We start from the raw sequence: 22,332 nt of genomic DNA, 5'->3' as shown, positions 1-22,332 counted from the left end.
GCCTCGACGACATCCGATATCGCGGCGGAGTAGAGATGGGATGTCTTTATAGGCTCGTTCCGGCCCGGCTGTCCAGTCTCTTGCGTAACTCCTGGGAAACGAGCAGTTCAGAGGGCTCCCTGAGGGCAAGAGTGACCCGATGAGCGCAAGATCCATCCCATGAATGTGTCTCGGGCGGCGCTGTGGACGTGCTGGGGCCGGAAGTGAATACATACCATGTCTACGCAGGCTCAGAGTGCGATAAACAGTGGCAAAGTGGGACAATATTGCTACCCTCATGTGCTTTTCATCCCTGCACGCCGGTTGACATGGCGAGGCGACGTGCCCGACCTTCGTGCCTGTTCCCCTGCGTTCCCCCCTCCCCCTCCGCATCAGGGATGTGAGCATGTCGAGTTCGATCAGCAGACGCCGGCTCCTGGCCGGGGCCACCTGGGTGGCCGCGGCAGCCGTAGCCGGAAATGTCCTCGGCGCCGGCGTGGCCCAGGCGGCACCGAGCACCTACACGCCCGACTGGGATTCGGTCGACCAGCACCCGCCGGCCCCCGAGTGGTTCCAGGACGCGAAGTTCGGCATCTACTTCCACTGGGGCGTCTTCAGCGTCCCGGCCTTCGGCAACGAGTGGTACCCGCGCAACATGTACCGGGCCGGCGACTCCGCCAACCAGCACCACATCGCGACCTACGGCCAGCCCTCGGCGTGGCCGTACCACAACTTCATCAACGGGGCTCAGGACCTGGCGGGCAACTTCGTACAGTTCGCGCCGAAGCTGAAGTCCGCCGGCGGGAAGTTCGACCCCGACGAGTGGATACAGCTGTTCGTCGACGCCGGGGCCAAATTCGCCGGCCCGGTCGCCGAGCACCACGACGGCTACTCCATGTGGGACAGCCAGGTCAACGAGTGGAACTCCGTGAAGAAGGGCCCAGGTCTTGACCTGCTGAAGCTGTTCTCCACGGCCATCCGCGCCAAGGGCCTGAAGCTGCTGGTGGCCATGCACCACGCGTACAACTTCACCGGCTTCTACGAAGCCGCCCCCGCACAGACGGACCCCAGCCTCAAAAAGCTCTACGGTCAGTTGGGTTCGACCGCGGAGAACCAGCTCTGGTACGACAAGCTCAAGGAGGTCATCGACCGCGCCCAGCCCGACATCCTGTGGCAGGACTTCAATCTGGACGCCGTCGATGAGCAGCAGCGCCTGAACTTCCTGGCGTATTACTACAACCAGGCCAACAGCTGGGGCCGTGAGGTCGTCGCCACCTACAAGGACGGCATGAACGGCAAGGGCGAGGTCTTCGACTACGAGCGCGGCGGCCCGGCAGACCTCACCACCCCGTACTGGCTGACCGACGACAGCATCTCCAACAGCAGCTGGTGCTACACGCAGGGCATCGGCTACTACAGCATCAAGCAGATGCTGCACTCGTTCATCGACCGGGTGAGCAAGAACGGCAACGTGCTGCTCAACATCGCGCCGATGGCCGACGGCACCATCCCGCAGGCGCAGAAGGACATCCTGCTCGGCATGGGCGACTACCTGAAGCGCTTCGGCGAGTCGATCTACTCGACCCGTGCCTGGACGGTCTACGGCGAGGGCCCCACGAAGATGGGCGGTGGCGCCTTCACCAACCCGACGGCCGGCACGGCGCAGGACATCCGCTTCACCCGCAACAAGGCCGACAACGTCCTGTACGCCACCGTCCTCGGCTGGCCCGGCAGCTCCCTGACCATCAAGACGCTCAGCTCGGACCGCATCAACCTCTCCTCGCTGACCTCGGTGAAGCTGCTTGGCTCCACCGCCGGCACCACCATCGACCTGCCCGCCCCCACGCAGAACTCCTCCGGCCTCACGGTCGCCCTGCCGTCCTCCGCGCCCTACAGCGCCAACGCCTACGTCCTGAAGCTCTCCTTCTCCGGCACCATCCCGGCCGTGGCGCAGCCCACCGGCGCCACCGCCTTCTCGGACGTCAACTACTCCGGCAACTCCGCCCCGTTGGCCCTCGGCGACTACACCGCCGCCGACCTGACCACGGCCGGACTGAGCGCACGCACCATCTCCTCCCTCCGCCTGGGCCCGGGCCTCCAGGTGATCGGGTACTCCGGAGACAACTTCACCGGCACCTCCTGGACGTTCACCGCCAACAACCCCGACCTGAGGAACACCGGCAACAACGACCAGATCACCTCCCTGAGGGTCCAGTTCAACCCGGCGACGTACTTCCGGATCACCAACGTCACCAACGGCCTGGCCCTGGACAGCGGCGGCGATGTCGCCTCCGGGTCGAACCTCAAGCAGTGGACGTGGGACGGCCACAACAACCTCCAGTGGCACGCCGAGCCGATCGCGGGCGGCTACTACCGGCTGGTCAACCGCACCAACGGCATGGTCGCCGACGGCTGGGGCGCCACCTCCGACGGCTCCGCGGCCAGGCAGGCGTCCTGGAGCGGCAGTTCCAACCAGCAGTGGAAGATCACGAACCGGGGCGGCGACCGCTACACCATCGCCAACCGCGCCACCGGCCTGGTCCTCGACGGAGGGGGCAGCGTCTCCTCCGGCTCCGTCACCAAGCAGTGGACGAACGGCAGCAGCACCAACCTCCAGTGGACGTTCACGGCCCTCTGACCGGTCGGACGGCTCCGGCGCAGGAACCCCGGCCGACAGGCGGGGGTCCCCCCGCCGATCGGCGGAGTGACGGCGGGCCGCCGGCACGATGGGATGGGCCATGCCGCGCACACGAGGCGGCCGGAACACGGAAGGTCCCCCCCACACCGCCGACGTGAAGCGGCGGAGGACACCGCCCCCTGAGCGGACGTCCTCCTGACGCCGGCGGGCGCCCCTCCGCCGCCCCCTGGCGGAGGGGCCTTCCCCCGTTCCACGGGCCGACCACGACGGACGGGCCCCCGGCGCACCACGCCGGGGGCCCGCGGCCGTCAGTATCCGGCGTCGGCGCACCGGAGTCGTTCCGGTACGCACCGGCGGCCGGCCCCCGAGGTCAGGGCGTGCCGCCCATCGTGGTGAGCGCGGACCGGTACGCCTGCTTCTTGTTGCCGCCGCGGTCGAACAGCAGCGGGTTCTCGCCGCTGCGCCACGAGTCGCTGTCACGGATGCCCCACACCGTGATACCGGTGCAGCGCGCCACGTTCAGACAGGCCCGGACCGTGTTGGCGTACCCGTTCGCCGGGGCCTGGGCGATGTCCAGCTCGGTGATCTGCACGTCCACCCCGAGAGCGGCGAAGCTCGACAGCGTCGTCTGGAAGCTGCCGGGAGGGCCGCCGGCACCGAAGTGGGACTGGAGACCCACGCAGTCGATGGGCACGCCGCGCGCCTTGAAGTCGCGCACCATGCGGTAGACGCCCTGCGTCTTCGCGGAGTTCCAGTCCTCGATGCTGTAGTCGTTGTAGCAGAGCTTGGCCGACGGATCGGCGGAGCGGGCCGTGCGGAACGCCTCCTCGATGAAGCCGGTGCCCAGCACGTCCCGGAAGACCGAGCTGCGCATCTGGCCGCTGCCGCCGTCGGCGAAGGCCTCGTTGACCACGTCCCAGGAGTGGATGCGGCCCTTGTAGCGGCCCGCCACGGTGTTGATGTGGTTGTTCATCACGCTGCGCAGCGTGTTCGCGTCCCTGATGGCCTTGACCCAGTCGGGCAGCTGGGAGTGCCACACCAGCGTGTGGCCGCGGACCTTCTGGCCCCGGGCCGTGGCGCGGTTCACGATCTGGTCGGCGGAGCCGAAGGTGAACTGGCCGCGGTTGCGCTCGGTCGCGTCCCACTTCATCTCGTTCTCGGGGGTGACCTGGTTGAACTCGCGGTCCAGGATGCCGGTGTACTGGCCGTCACCGAGCCGGCCCGCGGCCACGGCGGTGCCGAAGTACCGTCCGGACTGGGCCGCCTGGGCGCCCAGCGTGCTGGCCCTCGGCGCGTCCGGGGCGCGGTCCGCGCCGTTCGCGATGCCGGGCGTCACCAGGGACACGACGGCTGCCAGGCCCAGGACCGACGCGCGGCGCCGGCCGAGCCGTTTCGACGGGTTCATCGTTCTCCTCGTACGGTCGGATGCGGGTGATGGTGATGCGGGTGCGACCTCAGGGCGTGGACAGCTCGAACCGCGTGACGCGGACCGCGCCGCCCAGCGCCTGCGTGGCGTGGTTGAAGAGGGCGAACCGGTAGCCCATGAAGAAGCGCCAGTCGTTGCCCATCGAGAAGGCGGGACCGAGGCGGGTGAAGGTGACGCCGTCGGTGCTGTAGGAGAAGGTGGCGGGCCGGGGTGCTCCGGGGCGGATGTCGGCGGTGGCCCGCAGCCAGACGCGACCGCCGGGCGCGTTGGCGCCCGCCCGCTCCACACCGGTGCCGGTGGTGTTCCAACTGCCGTCCATCGTCAGCCCGTCCACCATCACCAGCCGGGTCACGCCGCCGTCCCGCTTGAGCCCGATCCACGCGGAGGAGTCCCGCAGCAGCGCGAGTCCGGCCCGGTCGCCGTCCCGCATCGCCGAGTGGTCGAGCTGGACCGTGGCGGTGGAGGTCGGTCCCTGGATACGGTGCGTGAGCGTGTTGCGGGCCCAGTACAGGTCGTTGGTGACCGTCGCCGTCCGCAGAGTGAGACCGTTGTTCACGGACCACTTGGTGTTGTCGGGGTTGTGGTTCCACTCCCACTTCGGCTTGAGGGCCGTCCCGTCGAAGGTGTCCACGCCGATCATCGGGGTGACCTGCCGGGGCGGGGCGGGCACCACCGGGGCGGGATACGAGGCGCCCCACGCGCCGTTCACCAACTGCACCACGGGCCAGCCGTCCGAGGTCCAGGTGATGGGCGCCAGCGCCGGCACCCGGCCGCCCGGGTAGGCGTCCACGAACGCCAGGTAGTACCAGGCGCCGCTCTGCGTCCGCACCAGCCCGCCCTGGTGCGGGACGCCCCCGCCGGGGATCGGCCCACGCAGGTCGAGCAGGACCTGGCGCATGGTGTACGGACCGAAGGGGCCGCTGGACGACTTGAGGATGTACTGGCCGTTCGCGGGGCGGGTCAGGAAGATGTAGTACTGCCCGTTGATCTTGTAGAAGCGGGAGCCCTCCAGGGTGCCGACGCTCGACGGGGTGGTGAACACCTGCTGGTTACGGACCTGGGTGCGCCCGTCGGGGGACAGCTGCGCGACGCTGATCGTGGTGTTGCCGTACGCCACGTACAGGGTGTCGTCGGTGTCGACGAGCAGCCCGGCGTCGTAGTACGGCGTGTTGAGGGTGGTGAGCCTGCTCCAGGGCCCCTCGGCGGCGGTGGCCGTGTAGATGTACGTCCTCGCGAAGTCGATCTGGCCGAGCCAGTAGAAGGTCCCGTTGCTCGGCCGGTGGGCCAGCGACGACGCCCAGATGCCCCGGACGTACCCGCGGCCGCCGTTCAGGTCGTACTTGGCGCCGAAGTCGAGGCTCGGCACCGAGTGGCCGGCGATCTCCCAGTTCACCAGGTCGTACGAGCGCAGGACGGGGGCGCCCGGCGAGTAGTGCATCGTCGAGGCCGAGGCGTAGTACGTGTCGCCGACGCGGATGACGTCGATGTCGGCGAAGTCCTGCCAGACGACGGGGTTGGTGAAGTTCGCCGCGGCGCCGTCCGGCCCCTCGGCGGCGATGCCACGGGCCGCCGCGGTCAGGGGGAGGAAGGCACCCGACGCCAGTCCCGCGGCCGCGGTGAGCGCTCGACGACGGCCCCACTGGTGACGAGGGCATGACATATCCATGTCGGTCTCCTTGTGTGGCCGGGCCGTCGGGGACGGCGGGCGAACCGCCGGCGGCCGGGCGGTGGGGGGGAGTGCTGCCGGAGCGAGGTGCGGGGTGCGGCGAGGTGCGCGTGCGTGGGGGTGCTCTGTCTCTTCTCGCGGTGTGCGGCGATCAGGTCTCGCGGTGTGCGGCGATCGGAGGGTCAATCTCGTTCGCCATCTCGGACACCAGCCGACTCATCGAGCACTTTGGATGATAGGAGGACGATGAACCGAGTCAATACCCCTCGCATGATTCGCCTTTGAACTCGAAATCTTTCGCTTGATCAGGGGCTGGAATCGAGCGGATGGGGCGCGAGATGCGTCGGTCGAGAGGTGTTGACATGTGACGCTGCCTCTCTATGCTCCCGGACTACCATCGGGCGGCCGATGTGGTTCGATCGTGAACAAGCTCGAATCTTGCGCCCGGTCATCTATGTCAGGTGCACGACATTCATCGGTTCGTGACGTGACGCCTCGGCCCCGCTCTCCCCGCACAGCCGTATTCCGAGACAGAGGGAGTCGCATGATCACCAGGACAAAGAACCTCTTACGGCCAGCCATGGTCGCGGTCCTGCTCGTCCTGACCATGGCCGGTACGGCCCTGACCGGCGGCCCCGGCGCGGGCGCCGCGCTCGCGGCCTCCGACCCCGCCGCCGGACCCGCCCGAGAGGCCGCCGGGAGCCCCGGCTGCGGCAAGGCGCCCGGTCTGGCCAGCGGTACCCACACGATCCAGAGCAGCGGCAAGAACCGGAACTTCATTCTGAAGGTCCCGGACGGCTACGACCGCAACCGCGCCTACCGGCTGGTCTTCGGCTTCCACTGGCTGGGCGGCACCTCCAACGACGTCGCCACGGGCCGCACCGTGGAGACCGGCACCTGGGCGTACTACGGACTCCAGCGGCTGGCGAACAACAGCACGATCTTCGTCGCGCCGCAGGGACTCAACAACGGCTGGGCCAACTCGGGCGGCGAGGACATCACCCTCGTCGACGACATGCTCAGGCGGATCGAGGGGGCCCTGTGCGTCGAGACGACACAGCGCTTCGCCCTCGGCTTCAGCTACGGCGGCGCCATGTCGTACTCGATCGCGTGCTCCCGCGCGAACGTCTTCCGCGCGGTCGCCGTCCAGAGCGGCGGCGTCCTCAGCGGATGCAACGGCGGCGGCCAGCGCATCGCCTACCTCGGTGTGCACGGCCTCCGGGACAGCGTCCTGAACATCTCCGGCGGACGGTCGATGCGGGACAGGTTCGTCAGGAACAACGGCTGCGCCGCCCAGAACCCGCCCGAGCCGGCGCAGGGCAGCCTCCAGCACCGGGTCACCACCTACTCGGGATGCGCGGCCGGCTACCCGGTCGCCTGGGCTGCCTTCGACGAGGGCCACATCGCCGCTCCGCAGGACGGACGCGGCGGTGACAGCGGCTCCCGGACCTGGCTGCCGGGCGAGATCTGGAAGTTCTTCACCCAGTTCGGTTAGACCACCACGCCCGGACCCGGGCGGGCCGGCCACGGGGGACCGGCCGACCGTGACCGGCCGGCGCCGGACGCCGTACGAGCGTCCGGCGTCGGCCGCGTTCACGTCCTGGTGCAGGCCGTGCCGTTCAGGCTGAACGCGCCCGGCGAGGCGAAGGCGCCGCTGTAGGCGCCCTGGAAACCGAACGTCTGGCTGCCGCCGGGGGAGATGCTCGCGTTGTGCGCCAGGTTGCTCGCCGTGACGGAACCCGACGACGGGGACACGGACGCGCTCCAGGCTCCGGTGATCTGCTGACCGGAGGGCAGGGTGAAGGCGAGCCGCCAGCCGTCGACGGGTGACGAGCCGGTGTTGGAGACGGTGACGTTCGCGGTGAACCCGCCCTGCCACACGTTCGTGGCGTACGACACCGCGCAGCCGGAACCGCCGCCCGGACCGCCGGGCCCGCCGCCCGTCTCGACGGTGGAGGAGAACGAGTTCACGGACAGGCCCGTGCCGTTCTGCCAGGGCTCGAAGCCGGCCTGAACACTCGTCAGGTACCAGTTGTTCTGCGCCATTCCGCGGGACACGGCCTGCCGGACGAAGTCCATCACGTCGAAGCTCCAACTGCCGATGGCCGACGGGGCGACGAAGGACAGCACGTCGTTGGAGCCGTTGCCGCCCTGCCACACCTGCCAACTGCGTCCGCCCACGGTGGCGGTGCCGACCTGTGAACCGATGGGCTGGATGGGGCCCACCTTGTTGAGCCAGATCATGATCTCGGTCCGGTTCACCCCGTCGGTCCGGGGCGTCGGGTCCAGCCAGATGTCGTACGAGGCGTTGTAGACCGCGTCGCCGACATACCCGTACGAGATGCTGCTCGGCGCGCTCGAGATGCGGGAGAGCTGCGCGGGGAGGTTCGTCCCCGGCGAGCAGTTGGTGTAGTGGCAGCCGTTGAACACGGAAGGGTACGACTTCGGCGCGCCGTTCGTCGGGACGGAGCCGTCGGCCCGGCTGACCCGGAAACCGGAGCCCGTGGTGGTGACGCACTGGGGCGCTTCGGTGCCCCAGCGGTTGTTCTGGACGACGTACCGGCCCTGGATGACGGCCGAGCCGAACTGTTCGCACACCGTGGTGTCGGCCTGGGCCTGCGGTGTGGCGGCGAAGAGCGCCGCGACGGTGACGAGCGCGGTGACGAACGCGCCGAGCGGGCCGCGCGGGACGCGCGGAAGGCATGGTGACGGTCGCATGGGGGTCCTCTTTCGGAGGTACGGCCGGGAAGGTGGGGTCGCGCAGGCGCTCCGGGCATCCCCCGTGATGGGAGCGCTCCCAATTCCTGTTCCGCTGTGGACTGTAGGAGCGCGGCCATGCCCCTGACAACCCTGGTGCAGTGGCGGAGTACGGCGGGTCGTTCCGCGTCACCTGGCCCGCAGCGCGTCGAGCGCGGCGAGGGCCACATGGAGTTCGGTGCGCTCCTCCCCGGATTCGAGGTCCCGGCCGAGGAGCCGCTCGATGGTGCGCAGACGCTGGTACATGGTCTCGCGGGCGAGGCCGCCCCGGCGTGCGGCGGTCGTCTTGTTGCCGGCGGAGTCGAGGTAGTGGCGCAGCGTCGTCAGCAGGTCGGAGCCGTGCTGGGTGTCGTGCTCGATGAGCCGGCCGAGCTGCCGCTCGGTGTACTCCTGGATCCGGGTGTCCTCACGCAGGGCGTACAGCAGGCGCCGCAGACCGATGTCGGACAGCTCGTGGAAGGACCGTCCCTCGGGCAGGGGCAGGCCGCCGGGCGTGGCCTCGGCGACACGGGCCGCCTCCCGGAAGGAACGGGCGGTGTCGGCCAGGTCCATGACCTCGGAACCGACACTCACGACCGGCCGGGGCTCCCCACCGGGCACGGCGCCGCACACCTGCTCGACGACCGGCCGCCAGGGCTGGGCCGGACGCAGCGCCAGCAGGACGCCGACCCGACCGGGGGCCAGCTCGCCGACGAGCCCCGCGACACCGGTCGCGTGCAACCCCTGGAGCAGTCGGGCCTCGGCCTCCTGCCCCTCGCGACCCGCGGGAAGGTCCACGAGGACCGCGACGAAGCGCCCCCGGTCGGCGGGCAGCCCCAGCGCGGCACAGCGGGCGCGGGCGTCCTCCGCCGAGCGGTGGCGGTGTTCGACCAGGTCGCGCAGGGCGTTGCGATGGGCGGTGTGCTCCCAGGGCGTGGGGTGGATGAGCCGGGCCACGGTCAGGGCCATGGCGGTCCGCTCCAGCACGGTGCGGTCCTCCGGCCCGAAGGCCGGACCGCCCGGCCCGGCCGGGAGCATCGCCACCCGCCCCCACCGCTCCCCCTGGTACGTGACGGGGGCCGTGAGCCAGCCCTCCGGTCCCTGGACCACCGTCCCCTCGCCCGTCCCGGTGGCCCGGGAGCGGTGTTCCCAGCCGGTGAGCGCCTCCTCGACGGTGCCCCCGGACGGCTCGCAGATCAGTGCCTGGTGCACCAGGTTCTCCAGGACCACCGTGCGGCCGCTCATCTCCGCCGCCGCACGCACCACGTCCTCCGGCCCGGCCCCGCGCAGGGTGAGAGCGGTGAACGCCTCGTGGACGCGCTGGGTGCGCCGCATCGCGTCCGCCTGGTTGCCGAGCAGCAGGGCGTGCACGACCTGGGTGACCTCCAGGAAGTTGACGTCCCTGGCCAGGGTGACGAGGGGCAGGCCCCGGACACGGCACGCGTCGACCAGCGCGTCCGGCGGGCGGTGGTAGCGGCGCACGAGTTCGATGACCAGCGCCGCGGCCCCGACGTCGGCGAGTTCGTCCACGTACCGGCGCACACCGGCCGCATCCTGCGGCAGCGGCATCCCGGTGGTGAGGACGAGTTCGCCGCCCTTGAGGAAGGACGCGGGATCGGTCAGCTCCGTGATGTGGACCCAGCGGACCGGTCGCTCCAGCCCCGCCTCACCGGTCACGACCAGCGGCTGCCCGGCGGCCAGCACGGGCAGGGCCAGCGCCTCGGCGACGGTGAGCGGACGGGCAGGCCCCTGAGCGGCCGGACGGTTGTCGTTCACGGTGCCTCCAGGGGGTGCCCCGCTCGCACCGGGCCGTGCCCGCGGGGGAGTGCCCGGCCACTGTGACAAGCGTCGCTGACCTGCGCAAGAGAGGTCGCGCAGGCGAACAACCGGCGCCGTGCCGATGGCGCTGACACAACGTCCGGATGTCGCGTCCCGTCCGGACACTTCGCGCGTTGGCGCCGCCCCGGCCCGCCGAGATGCTCGAAGGGCCGCAGCAGACCGAGATCGAGGCCGGGAGACGAACATGACCGCACTGTCGCCGCACCTTCGCCAGGCCACGCCCGTGGTGGCGACCCGGGGCGAGGGCGTCCACCTCTACGGCGAGGACGGCCGCCGCTATCTCGACTTCACCGCCGGCATCGGCGTCACCAGCACCGGGCACTGCCACCCCAAGGTCGTGGCGGCCGCCCAGGAACAGGTGGCCACCCTCGTCCACGGCCAGTACACGACGGTGATGCACCAGCCCCTGCGGCAGCTCGTCGAGAAGCTCGGGGAGGTGCTCCCGACCGGCCTCGACAGCCTCTTCTTCACCAACTCCGGCAGCGAGGCCGTGGAGGCCGCCCTGCGCCTGGCCCGCCAGGCCACCGGTCGGCCCAACGTCATCGTCTGCCACGGCGGTTTCCACGGCCGCACCGTCGCCGCCGCCTCCATGACGACCTCCGGCACCCGCTTCCGGTCCGGGTTCTCCCCACTGATGAGCGGCGTGGTCGTCACCCCCTTCCCGGCGGCCTACCGCTACGGCTGGGACGAGGACGCCGCGACCCGCTTCGCCCTCCAGGAACTGGACTACACGCTCCAGACGATCTCCTCGTCCGCCGACACCGCCGCGATCATCGTCGAGCCGGTCCTCGGCGAGGGCGGCTACGTGCCCGCCACCCGCGCCTTCCTCGAAGGGCTGCGGGAACGCGCCGACCGCCACGGCTTCCTGCTCATCCTCGACGAGGTGCAGACCGGCGTCGGCCGCACCGGCCGCTTCTGGGGCCATGATCACTTCGGCGTCACCCCGGACATCCTCGTCACCGCCAAGGGCCTCGCCAGCGGCTTTCCCCTGTCGGGCATCGCCGCCTCCGAGGCACTGATGGCGAAGGCCTGGCCGGGCTCGCAGGGCGGTACGTACGGCGCCAACGCCGTCGCCTGCGCCGCGGCCTGCGCCACCCTCGACGTCGTCCGCGACGAGCGGCTCGTGGAGAACGCCGAGGCCATGGGCAAGCGGCTGCGCCAGGGCCTGGAGGCCGTCGCCGACCGCACCCCCGGCATCGGCGACGTACGCGGCCTCGGTCTGATGCTGGCCACCGAGTTCGTCACCGAGGACGGCGCCCCCGACCCCGAGACCGCCGCCCGCGTCCAGCGCGCCGCCATCGACGAGGGCCTCCTGCTGCTGCTGTGCGGCGCCTGGAACCAGGTCGTGCGCATGATCCCGGCCCTCGTCATCGACGAGACCGCGGTGGACGAGGGCCTCCAGGCCTGGGCGACGGCCGTGGAAGCAGGCACATCCGGAGCGGCGGAGCGATGACCGACACCACCACGGCCCTGGAGCAGTCGGCGCCGACCACCCCGGCGCTGGACCAGCTGGTCGCGCGGCTCAACGGGACGGCGCCCGGTCTGCGGGTGGAGACGGGAGCCGGCACCACCGGCCCCTACGCCTACGACGCCTCCAACTACCGGGTCCCCCCGCGGGCCGTGGTGTTCCCCCGCAGCGCCGACGACGTCGTCGCGGTGCTGCGGGCCTGCCGGGAGACCGGAATCCCGGTCACCGCGCGCGGCGGCGGCACCAGCATGGCCGGCAACGCCGTCGGCCCCGGCGTGGTCCTGGACTTCTCCCGGCACATGAACCGGATCCTCGACATCGACCCGATCGCGCGCACCGCACGCGTCGAGGCCGGCGTCGTCCTCGACGCGCTGCGCAGCGCCACCGCCCTCCAGGGCCTGACCTTCGGCCCCGACCCGTCCTCGCACAGCCGCTGCACGCTCGGCGGCATGATCGGCAACGACGCGTGCGGCAACCGGTCGGTGCGCCACGGCCGGACCAGCAGCCACATCGAGGCCCTGGAGTTCGTGACGGCCGACGGCGTGCGGGCCGTCGCCGACCACCAGGGCCTGCGCGCGGCGGACCCGGACGACACGGCCGCCGTCCGGCGTGTCGCCCGGCTCCGCGCCGACGTACGCGCCCTGATCGACGCCAACCTGGCGCCGATCCGCACCGAACTGGGCCGCGTCCCGCGCCATGTGTCCGGATACCAGCTCCACCACCTGCTGCCCGAGCACGGCTTCGACATGGCCCGTGCCCTGGTCGGCACCGAAGGCTCCTGTGCGGTCGTCACCGCCGCGACGGTCCGCCTGGTGGCGACCGCACAGGCCTCCACGCTCCTCACCCTCGGCTATGACGACGTGGTCGACGCCGCCGAGGACGTGCCCGAGATCCTGCGCTGGAACCCCACCGCCGTCGAGGGCATGGACGAGGCGATCGTCGCCACCATGCGCGCCCGCCGCGGCCCGGACTCCGTGACCGGACTGCCCGAGGGACGGGCCTGGCTGTACGTCGAACTCGACGGCGACGACCAGGCGACGGTCGACGCCCGCGCCGCCGAACTCCTCGACGCGCTCACCGCCCTCGGCCGGACGACCGGCGGGCGGGTCGTACGGAGCCCGCAGGAGCGGCGCTCGCTGTGGCGGGTCCGCGAGGACGGCGCCGGGCTCGCCGCCCGGCTCGTCGACGGCGGGGAGTCCTGGCCCGGCTGGGAGGACGCGGCCGTCGCCCCGGAGAACCTCGCCGCCTATCTGCGCGACTTCCGCAAGCTGCTGGTCTCCCACCAGCTCACCGGGGTGCTCTACGGCCACTTCGGCGCCGGCTGTGTCCACGTCCGCATCGACTTCGACCTCGCCACCGGCCCCGGCCGGGCCGCCGCGCGCCGCTTCCTCGGCGAGGCAGCGACCCTCGTGGTCTCCCACGGCGGCTCCCTGTCGGGCGAGCACGGCGACGGGCGGGCGCGCGGTGAGCTGCTGGAGGTCATGTACAGCCACCGCATGATCCGGGCGTTCGCCGCGTTCAAGGAGATCTTCGACCCCGAGGGGCTGCTCAACCCCGGTGTCATCGTGGACCCCGCCCCCCTCGACGCCGACCTCGCCCTGCACACCCCGGCCGACGTGGTGCCCGTCGACACCCTCTTCACCTTCCCGCACGACGAGGACGGCTTCGCGGGCGCGGTCCGCCGCTGTGTGGGCGTCGGCCGCTGCCGCAGCGACGCGGGCGGCGTGATGTGCCCCAGCTACCGGGCGACGGGGGAGGAGAGCGACTCCACGCGGGGCCGGGCCCGGCTGCTCCAGGAGATGGTGCGCGGCGGGACCGTCGAGGACGGCTGGCGCTCCACCGAGGTGCGGGACGCCCTCGACCTGTGCCTGTCCTGCAAGGCGTGTTCCAGCGACTGCCCGGTGGGCGTCGACATGGCCACGTACAAGGCGGAGTTCCTGCACCACCACTACAAGGGCAGGCTCAGACCCCGCTCCCACTACTCGCTGGGCTGGCTGCCGCTGACCTCGGCCCTCGCCGGCTACGCCGCCCGCCCCCTGAACGCGTTGCTGCGCGGCCCGGTCGGCAGGCTCCTCGCCCGTCTCGGCGGGGTGACGGTGAAGCGCCGCATCCCGGCCTTCGCCTCCCGGCACGCGCTACGGCAGGCCCTCAGAAGGGCGCGGACCGGCGAACCGGCGAAGACGCTGCTCTTCGTGGACAGCTTCACCCGCGCCTTCCGGCCCGAGGTCGCCGGGGCCGCGAGCCGAGTCCTGGCCGACGCGGGCATCCCCTGCACGGCGGAGGAGGGCCTGTGCTGCGGCCTGACCTGGGTAAGCACCGGCCAGCTGTCCGTCGCCCGCCGCGTCATGGCCCGCACGGTCGCCCGACTCGACAACGGTGACGACCGCCCCGTCGTCGTCGCCGAACCCAGCTGCGCCGCCGCCCTCAAGCGCGACGTGCCCGAACTGCTCGGCACCGACGCCGCCCGACGCGTCGCGGCCCGCGTCCACACCCTCACCGGCGCGCTGACCGAGCTCGCCGAGCCCGGCTGGACGCCACCGGAACTGCCGGAGAACGTCGTCCTGCAGACCCACTGCCACGAGTACGCCACCTTCAAGGGCCACCACCCGCGCGACCTGCTCGGCCGCCTCGGTGTGCGGAACGTCGACGAGGCGGAGGGCTGCTGCGGACTCGCCGGCAACTTCGGCTTCGAGGCCGACCACTACGACACCTCGATGGCCGTCGCCGATCTCGCCCTGAAGCCGCGCCTCGACGCCGTCGACGCCCAGGGACCGGCCGTGGTCGTCGCCGACGGCTTCAGCTGCGCCACCCAGATCGACCATCTCGCCGGTGACCGGGGCGTCCGCGCCCTGCACCTCGCGGAACTGCTCGACCCCGCCGCCGACCAACCTGGAGGAACCCCATGACCGACACACCCACACAGTTGTTCATCGGCGGCGCCTGGGTCGACGCCGCGGACGGCGCCACCATGGCCGTCGACGACCCCGCCACCGGCGAGATCCTCTGCCAGGTCGCCGACGCGGGCCCCAAGGACGCGCAGCGCGCCGAGGACGCGGCCGTCGCCGCGCAGGAGAAGTGGGCCCGTACGGCGCCCCGGGCCCGCAGCGAGATCCTGCGCCGGGCCTACGAGATCATCGTCGAGCGCACCGACGAGCTGGCCCATCTGATGACCGCCGAGATGGGCAAGCCGCTCGCCGAGGCCAGGGGAGAGGTGGCGTACGCCGCCGAGTTCTTCCGCTGGTTCTCCGAGGAGGCCGTCCGGATCGACGGCGGCCACGGCACCCTGCCCGACGGCCGCAACCGGATGCTGCTCTCCCGCCGCCCGGTGGGCCCCTGTCTGCTGATCACCCCGTGGAACTTCCCGCTGGCCATGGGCACCCGCAAGATCGGCCCGGCGATCGCCGCGGGCTGCACGATGGTGCTCAAGCCGGCCCCGCAGACCCCGCTCTCCAGCCTCGCCCTCGCCGCCATCCTCAAGGAGGCCGGGCTGCCCGACGGCGTGCTGAACGTCGTCACCACCTCCCGTGCGGGGGAGGTGTGCGAACCGCTCCTGCGCGGCGGGCGGATTCGCAAGCTGTCCTTCACCGGCTCCACGGGCGTCGGGCGCCTGCTGCTCGCCCAGAGCGCGGACGCGGTGGTGCGCACGTCCATGGAACTGGGCGGCAACGCGCCGTTCATCGTGTTCGAGGACGCGGACCTGGACAAGGCCGTGGACGGCGCGATGGTGGCCAAGATGCGCAACATGGGCGAGGCGTGCACCGCCGCCAACCGCTTCTTCGTGCACACCTCCGTGGTGGAGGAGTTCGGGCGGCGGCTGGCCGAGCGCATGGGCGCGCTCGTCGTGGGACCCGGTACGCGCGACGGTGTCGACGTCGGCCCGCTGATCGACCGCAACGGCCGGGGCAAGGTCGAGGAACTGGTCGCCGACGCGGTCGAGCGCGGTGCCCGGGTGCTGGTCGGCGGCCGTACTCCGGAGGGTCCGGGCTGCTTCTACCCGCCGACCGTGCTGACCGGCGTCGATCCCGACAGCCGTCTGATGGACACCGAGATCTTCGGCCCGGTCGCGGCGATCCTCACCTTCGACGACGAGGCCGAGGTGGTCCGCCGGGCCAACGACACCCCGTGGGGGCTCGTCGGCTATGTCTTCACCGAGGGCCTGGACCGCGCCCTGCGCGTCAGCGAGCGCCTGGAGGTCGGCATGGTCGGCCTCAACACCGGTCTGGTGTCCAACCCGGCGGCGCCCTTCGGCGGCGTCAAGCAGTCGGGGCTCGGCCGCGAGGGTGGCAGGGTCGGCATCGACGAGTTCCTGGAGTACCAGTACCTCGCGGTGCCCGTCGGCTGACAGCGGCGGCGCGGTGCCGTCGGACGACTGCTGCGGCGCCGTGCCCCGTCCGCGCCCGCGCGTGGCTCCTCAGCGCGGGTGGCGGGCGGTGATCTCCGCCGCGGTGTCGGTCACCAGCCGTCCCAGCTCGGGGAGCCGGCCGGCCTCGAAGCGGGAGTCGGGCAGGGAGACCGCCACGGCGGCCAGTGGAACGCCGTCACCGTCGAGGACGGGGGCGGCGATGGCGCAGACACCCTGGAGGTACTGGTTGTGGTTGACGGCGTATCCGCGGTCCTTGACGCGGCGCAGTTCCGCGCGCAGTTCCCCGGGGTCGGTGATGGTCTCCTCGCCGTAGCCCTCGAGGATGCCCGCCGCGAACTCGTCGAGGTCGGACGCGGGCAGATGGGCGAGGACGGCGTGGCCGGCGGCCGTGGCGTGCAGCGGCGAGGCGTCGCCGATGGCGTGGAAGGTGCGCACCGCGTGGTCGCAGTCGACGCGGTCGACGACGACCATGCCCTGGAGCGCGTCGGGCACCGAGAGGTGGATGGTCTCGTTGAGCGCGTCACGGAGCCGGATCATGGGGTCGCGGGCGGCGGCGAACAGGCTGGAGCCCTGGAGCGCGGCCGGTCGTACGGCGAGGACCCGCGCGCCGATCTCCCAGCGCGTGGTGTCCCTGCGGTTGGCCCGCAGCCAGCCGGCCTCGTTGAGGGTCAGCAGGGTGCGCTGCACGGTGGACTTCGGGAGCCCGAAGAGTTTCGTCAACTCCCCGACCGTCACCGGCTGATGCCGGGCGACGGCTTCCAGGATGCGCAGCGACCTGGTGACGCTCTTCATCTCCATCCGGTGCCCCCTCAGGTCGGTGAGGTCGTCCTGTTCATGTCCTGACCCCCTGGGGGTCCACACAAGATCGTGCCGGATTCTAGCATGGCGTTCCACAATATGGCACGCACACTCGTCGGCTGTCCGAGGTTCGGATCGGCGTCGACGGGGGGCGGGAATCCGGTGCCCTCGCGGCGATGGGCAGCGATGGCCCCGACCAGGCCATACCGTGCCGCGGGAACGCGATCGCCCTGCGCCCGGCTCCCCCCGGCCGGGCGCAGGGCGGTGGCTGGGTCAGATGCCCAGGCGGCGCCGTGCGATCTCCGTGGTCGTCTCGCTGACGAGTCGGCCCCACTCGGGGATCCGTTCGGCGTCGTAGCGGGAGTCGGGCATGGAGATGGCCACGGCCGCCAGGGGGGTGCCGTCCTCGTCCAGGACGGGCGCGGCGACGGCGCAGACCCCCGGCCGGAACTGGTTGTGGTTGACCGAGTACCCCTCGGTGCGGATCCGGTCCAGCTCGGCGCGCAGCTCGGCGGGGTCGACCGGGGTCGTGTCGCTGAAGCGCTCCAGGCCGCCCGCGATGAACTCCTCGACGTCCTGCTTGGGGAGGTGGGCGAGCACGGCGCGGCCCACGGCGGTCGCGTGCAGCGGTGACAGGTCGCCGATCGTGTGGAAGGTGCGCACGGCCTGCGCGCAGTCGACGCGGTCGACGACGACCATGCCGTCCAGGGCGTCGGGCACCGACAGGTGGATCGTCTCGTCGACCTGGTCCCGCAGCTGCATCATGGGCTCGCGGGCGGCGGCGAACAGGCTGGAGCCCTGGAGTGCGGCCGGCCGTACGGCGAGGACGCGTGCGCCGATCTCCCAGCGGGTGGTGTCCTTGCGGTTGGCCCGCAGCCAGCCGGCCTCGGCCAGTGTGACCAGGGTGCGCTGCACGGTGGACTTCGGCAGGCCGAAGAGCTTCGTCAACTCCCCCACGGTCACCGGCTGGTGCTGCGCGACGGCTTCCAGGATGCGCAGCGACCTGGTGACGCTCTTCATTTCCATCCGGTTTCCCCCCGTTAATCCACGGAATTTTCTGTGAACACCCTCTTGACTCCCCTCCGTGCCACTGTCATTGTCTGTGCCAGATTCTAGCACAGCGTTCCACAATGTGGCACGGTTCCTCGAGTGAAGGTCCAAGGGGGGAGCCGGAGCGACTCCGAGAAGCGGACGGATGCGAGCCCTGGGTCCCCGGAGGACACAGCCCCCGTCCAAACCCACTCGAAACGAACATCCCTCGCGTCGAGGCCAGCATGCGCCTCGACGGTACGAAAGGAAAGTCCTGTGTCTGCTGCCAGGAAGCGGGTCGCCGTCGTCGGCGTGGGAACGATGGGCAGCCAGGCCGCCTGGCGGCTGGCCGCCCGCGGCGCCGAAGTCGTCGGTTACGACCGGTACGCCCCCGGCCACGACCGCAGCGCCGCCGGCGGTGAGACCCGGATCTTCCGGAGCGCCCACTTCGAGGACTCCCGCTACGTCCCGCTCCTCAAGCACGCCGACACCCTGTGGGAGCAGCTCCAGCAGGAAACCGGCCGCGAACTGCGTCGTCTGACCGGTTGCCTGCTGATGGGGCCGACCGAGCAGCAGCAGATGGCCACCGTCCTGGAGTCCATCGCCGAGCACGGCCTCGACCACGAGGTCCTGGACGCCGAGGCCCTCGCCAAGCGCTTCCCGCAGTACCGGCTGGAGGAGGGCGACGCGGCCGTGCTCGACCGCCGCGCCGGCCTCATCCGCCCCGAGCTGACCATCCAGACCGCCGCCCGCCGCGCCGAGCAGCTGGGCGCCGTCATCCACCGCTACACCACGGTCCGTGAGATCGTCCCCGTCGCGAACGGTGTCGAGATCCGCACCGACGCCGGCAGCGAGCGCTTCGACGCGGCCGTGGTCACTCCGGGCCCCTGGGTCAACGACCTACTGCCCGACCTGCCGTGGGAGGTGGAGGTCCGCCGCCTGATCAGCGCCTGGTTCGTGCCCACCACCGACGCCTGGTTCGGCGAGGAGCGCCCCGCGTTCATCCGCACCGCGCCCACCCACTGCTACGGCCTGCCCTCCCCGGACGGAGTGTCGGTGAAGCTCGGCCTCTCCCAGGCCCTGCACAAGCTCGCGGGCGACCCGAACGAGCTGGACCGGACGGTGCAGCCGGAGGAGCTGGAGATCTTCGCCGAGCTGATCGGCCGCTACCTGCCGGACCTGCACCCCGACCCGACGCGCCTGTCCGTCTTCATGGAGGGCTACACCAAGAGCAGCCGCCCGCTGGTCGGCCCGCTGCCCGGTGCCGAGAACGTCGTCCTGCTCGCCGGCTTCTCCGGCCACGGCTTCAAACTCTCCCCCGCCTTCGGCGACATCGCCGCCGACCTCGCGCTGGACGGCACCTCCGCCCAGCCCATCGATTTCATATCCACCGTCGACCGCGCCGCGGCCTGAGCTCCAACGAGGTAAGCCATGACTCTGACCATCGGTACGCTGCGGGCGGAGCCCGGCCGGAAGACCCGCGGGGTGCTGCCCGCGGACCTCGGCACCACGACGGTCGAGGTACCCCTGATCCTCGTGAACGGGTCCCGCCCCGGCCCCCGGGTCGTCATCACCGGTGGTGTACACGGCGGCGAGTTCATCGGTGTCGACGCCACCACCCGCCTGGCCGGACTGCTGGAACCGGAGGACGTCGCCGGACAGGTGGTGATCTGCCCCGTCTCCAACCCGCCGGCCGTCTACGGCGGCAGGCTCAACATCTCACCCCTGGACGGCGTGAACATCAACCGCGTCTTCCCCGGCGACAAGGACGGCGGCCCCACCGACCGGATGGCGGCCTGGCTGTTCGAGCACCTCCTCGACGGTGCCGACGCCTACATCGACCTGCACAGCGGCGGCATCGACCAGCACCTGCTCGACTTCGTCGGCTACCGCCGCACCGGCGACAGTGAACTCGACGCCAAGAACAGGGCCCTGGCCCACGCGGTCGGGTACGAGCGGGCCATCTTCGGCACCAGCCCCGAGGGCGGCAACAGCCACGCCGCCGCCAACCGCCAGGGCATCCCCGCGATCCTCGTCGAGACCGGCCAGCTCGGCGACCGTGAGTCCGCCACCACGGACAGGCTCCTCGACGCACTCCACCGGATCCTGCACCACCTCGGCGTCATCGAGGCCTCCGAGCGCGTCAAGCCGCCGACTGCCCGGCCCCGTGACTGGATGTGGACCGGCGAGGCTGCCTCCGAGACCACCGGCCTGTGGTACCCGGACGCGGTCACCGGCGACGACGTGACCGAAGGACAGACCATCGGCCGCATCATCGACCCCGTCGACGGCACCGAACACAAGGTCACGGCCAACGCCACCGGAACGATCATCTACGGCATGAACGGACTCACCGTCCGCCCCGGCACCGAACTCGCCGCCATCGCCACACCACACAACTGACCGGTCGGCGGCAACGCCTGCCCGTCGACCGGCCCACGGACCGTGTGTCCGCCCACAGACTCCACCCCCCCCAACCCTCCCCAGCTGGTCCCCCATTGCGCTACTTCCAGGAGATTTGTCATGAGTGATCCCATGATCGGTCGCAGAGCGCTCCTGCGCGGAGCAGGCGGCCTGGCCGCCCTCGCCGCTCTCCCGTCCCTCTCCGCCTGCGGCACCGGCACCAGCCGCGTCTCGTCCGGCAGCGGCAAGGGCGGCGGCAAGACGGTGGTCGTCCGCGACAGCGGCGGTTCCTACGGTGCGGCTCTCCAGAAGGCGATCTACACGCCGTTCACCCAGGAGACCGGCATCCAGGTCAAGGTCCTCAACCTGGACGACGCCCCGCTGCTGGCCCAGATCAAGCAGGGCCGGCCGCAGTGCGACCTCATCAACAACTCGATGATGTCCCACCTCAAGTACTTGGGCCAGAACGCCCTGGAGATGCTGGACCACGACCGGATCAAGAGCGTGAAGAGCGCGAAGATCCCCGAGGCCCAGGTCACCGACCATGCCATCGGCAGCAGCTTCTACGGCCAGTGCATCGCGTATCGCACGGACGCCTTCGGTGGCCGCAAGCCGGAGTCGTGGGCGGACTTCTTCGACACCAAGTCCTTCAAGGGCGGCCGCGCGATGTGTAGCCCCGACGGCGACCTGCCGGAGCTGGAGTTCGCGCTGCTGGCCGACGGTGTCCCGATGGACAAGCTGTACCCGCTCGACGTCGACCGTGCCTTCAAGGTGCTGACCCGACTGCGAGGCGACATCAAGAAGTTCTGGGACAGCGGCCCGCTGCCCGGTGTGCTCCTCAGCCGTCAGGAAGTGACGATGTCCACCGTCTGGGACGGCCGGATCGCCGACCTGGAGAAGCAGGGCGTCCCGGTCACCAGGCAGCTGAACGGCATGCGCCGCCAGTTCCAGGGTTACGCCATCGCCAAGGGCGCGGCGAACGTGGACAACGCCTACAAGCTCATGGACTTCTCCCTGCGTGCGGAGAGCCAGGCCAACCTGGCGAAGGCCTTCCCGTCGAACCCGTCGTCCCCGCTGGCCTACGCCAAGCTCACCGAGAAGGAGCGCAACGCTCTGGCCGGTGCGCCGAAGTACTACGACAAGGGTTTTGACACGGATGTCGACTGGTGGCTGAAGAACGAGTCGGCCGTCACCAAGCGCTGGTTGGAGTGGGCTCGTGGCTGAATTCGGTGTCGCCACACCGTCCATCGGGGTGGCCGGCGGCAAGCCGGCCACCGCGAGTGGCAAAGCGCTGTCGGTGGTGGCTCTTCGCAAGACCTACGGCGACGTCGTCGCCGTCGACGAGGCGTCCATGGAGATCGCGGCGGGGGAGTTCGTCACCTTCCTCGGCTCCTCCGGGTCGGGCAAGACCACGACTCTGATGATGATCGCCGGGTTCTGCGAACCCGACTCCGGCACCATCACCGTCGGCGGCCGGGACGTGACACGGCTCGCGCCGCAGAAGCGGGGCCTGGGCTTCGTCTTCCAGCAGTACCTGCTCTTCCCCCACATGACGGTCAGTGAGAACGTCGCCTTCCCGTTGACCCTGCGCGGCGTTTCGAAGGACGAGATCCGCCGGCGGGTGGGGGAGACGCTGGAGATCGCGGGCCTGTCCGGGTTCGGTGGCCGTAAGCCGCGTGAGCTGTCCGGTGGTCAGCAGCAGCGTGTGGCGTTGTGCCGGGCGCTGGTCTACCGCCCGCCGGTCATCCTCATGGACGAACCGCTGGGTGCGCTGGACAAGAAGTTGCGTGACCAGTTGCAGGTGGAGATCAAGTCCATCCAGCAGGAACTGGGCCTGACCGTCATCTATGTGACGCACGATCAGGAAGAGGCGCTGGTGATGTCGGACCGTATCGCGGTGATGCGCAACGGTCTGATCGAGCAGTTCGACAGTCCCCGGGAGCTGTTCGAGCGGCCCAGGACGCCGTTCGTGGCGGACTTCCTCGGC

The 22,332-nt window shown here is 70.9% G+C and carries 15 protein-coding genes; 9 read left to right on the top strand and 6 right to left on the bottom strand.

Annotated elements, in window-relative coordinates; translation table 11 throughout:
• Positions 1-385: 385 nt before the first annotated feature.
• Positions 386-2,617, top strand: a complete 2,232-nt coding sequence (locus SMA5143A_RS36835; RefSeq protein ID WP_107467157.1) for an alpha-L-fucosidase — start codon at positions 386-388, stop codon at positions 2,615-2,617.
• Between the two features lie 370 nt (positions 2,618-2,987).
• Here the strand turns inward: SMA5143A_RS36835 and SMA5143A_RS36830 are convergent, their stop codons facing one another.
• Both SMA5143A_RS36830 and SMA5143A_RS36825 read right to left on the bottom strand, forming a co-directional pair.
• Positions 2,988-4,022 carry an endo-1,4-beta-xylanase gene (locus tag SMA5143A_RS36830; protein WP_107467156.1) on the bottom strand — a complete coding sequence of 345 codons (1,035 nt, stop codon included), beginning with the start codon at positions 4,020-4,022 and terminating at the stop codon, positions 2,988-2,990.
• Positions 4,023-4,071: 49 nt separating this feature from the next.
• Positions 4,072-5,703 (bottom strand): glycoside hydrolase family 43 protein, encoded by a 1,632-nt coding sequence (locus SMA5143A_RS36825; RefSeq protein WP_107467155.1) that lies wholly within the window; start codon positions 5,701-5,703, stop codon positions 4,072-4,074.
• A gap of 550 nt (positions 5,704-6,253) precedes the next feature.
• On the opposite strand from SMA5143A_RS36825, the gene SMA5143A_RS36820 reads away from it, so the two are divergent.
• A complete protein-coding gene (locus SMA5143A_RS36820) occupies positions 6,254-7,204 on the top strand; it encodes an alpha/beta hydrolase family esterase (protein WP_258193951.1) in 951 nt (316 codons plus the stop codon).
• 98 nt (positions 7,205-7,302) lie between these two features.
• Here the strand turns inward: SMA5143A_RS36820 and SMA5143A_RS36815 are convergent, their stop codons facing one another.
• Complete coding sequence (locus SMA5143A_RS36815; protein ID WP_107467154.1) at positions 7,303-8,427, bottom strand: GH12 family glycosyl hydrolase domain-containing protein; 1,125 nt, start codon at positions 8,425-8,427, stop codon at positions 7,303-7,305.
• Positions 8,428-8,595: 168 nt separating this feature from the next.
• Positions 8,596-10,221: a PucR family transcriptional regulator gene (locus tag SMA5143A_RS36810; RefSeq protein ID WP_107467153.1), complete on the bottom strand. Its 1,626-nt coding sequence runs from the start codon at positions 10,219-10,221 to the stop codon at positions 8,596-8,598.
• Between the two features lie 247 nt (positions 10,222-10,468).
• On the opposite strand from SMA5143A_RS36810, the gene SMA5143A_RS36805 reads away from it, so the two are divergent.
• From SMA5143A_RS36805 to SMA5143A_RS36795, 3 genes are read left to right on the top strand one after another with little or no spacing between them, the layout of a single operon-like run.
• Entirely contained in the window at positions 10,469-11,737 is a 1,269-nt protein-coding gene (locus SMA5143A_RS36805; RefSeq protein ID WP_107467152.1) for an aspartate aminotransferase family protein, read from the top strand.
• Complete coding sequence (locus SMA5143A_RS36800) at positions 11,734-14,658, top strand: FAD-binding and (Fe-S)-binding domain-containing protein (RefSeq protein WP_107467151.1); 2,925 nt, start codon at positions 11,734-11,736, stop codon at positions 14,656-14,658. Before SMA5143A_RS36805 ends, SMA5143A_RS36800 begins: the two co-directional genes overlap by 4 nt.
• Positions 14,655-16,094 (top strand): NAD-dependent succinate-semialdehyde dehydrogenase, encoded by a 1,440-nt coding sequence (locus SMA5143A_RS36795; RefSeq protein WP_107467150.1) that lies wholly within the window; start codon positions 14,655-14,657, stop codon positions 16,092-16,094. Before SMA5143A_RS36800 ends, SMA5143A_RS36795 begins: the two co-directional genes overlap by 4 nt.
• Positions 16,095-16,163: 69 nt before the next feature.
• Here SMA5143A_RS36795 and SMA5143A_RS36790 read toward each other — a convergent pair whose 3' ends face one another.
• Both SMA5143A_RS36790 and SMA5143A_RS36785 read right to left on the bottom strand, forming a co-directional pair.
• On the bottom strand, positions 16,164-16,907 hold the full coding sequence (locus tag SMA5143A_RS36790; protein ID WP_107467158.1) for an IclR family transcriptional regulator: 744 nt from the start codon (positions 16,905-16,907) through the stop codon (positions 16,164-16,166).
• A gap of 279 nt (positions 16,908-17,186) precedes the next feature.
• Complete coding sequence (locus tag SMA5143A_RS36785; RefSeq protein ID WP_107467149.1) at positions 17,187-17,933, bottom strand: IclR family transcriptional regulator; 747 nt, start codon at positions 17,931-17,933, stop codon at positions 17,187-17,189.
• A gap of 285 nt (positions 17,934-18,218) precedes the next feature.
• On the opposite strand from SMA5143A_RS36785, the gene solA reads away from it, so the two are divergent.
• The 4 genes from solA to SMA5143A_RS36765 all read left to right on the top strand — a co-directional run.
• Entirely contained in the window at positions 18,219-19,355 is a 1,137-nt protein-coding gene (gene solA / locus SMA5143A_RS36780; protein ID WP_107467148.1) for an N-methyl-L-tryptophan oxidase, read from the top strand.
• 18 nt (positions 19,356-19,373) lie between these two features.
• Positions 19,374-20,345, top strand: coding sequence for a succinylglutamate desuccinylase/aspartoacylase family protein (locus SMA5143A_RS36775; RefSeq protein WP_107467147.1), 972 nt, complete (start codon positions 19,374-19,376; stop codon positions 20,343-20,345).
• 120 nt (positions 20,346-20,465) lie between these two features.
• Entirely contained in the window at positions 20,466-21,569 is a 1,104-nt protein-coding gene (locus tag SMA5143A_RS36770; protein WP_107467146.1) for an ABC transporter substrate-binding protein, read from the top strand.
• Positions 21,562-22,332: ABC transporter ATP-binding protein (locus SMA5143A_RS36765; protein WP_107467145.1), on the top strand; the 771-nt coding region annotated here is incomplete at its 3' end. The genes SMA5143A_RS36770 and SMA5143A_RS36765, both read left to right, overlap by 8 nt.

The sequence above is a fragment of the Streptomyces sp. MA5143a genome (genome assembly GCF_900290235.1).
GTDB lineage: Bacteria > Actinomycetota > Actinomycetes > Streptomycetales > Streptomycetaceae > Streptomyces.
This window is presented reverse-complemented; position numbering and strand designations above follow the sequence as displayed.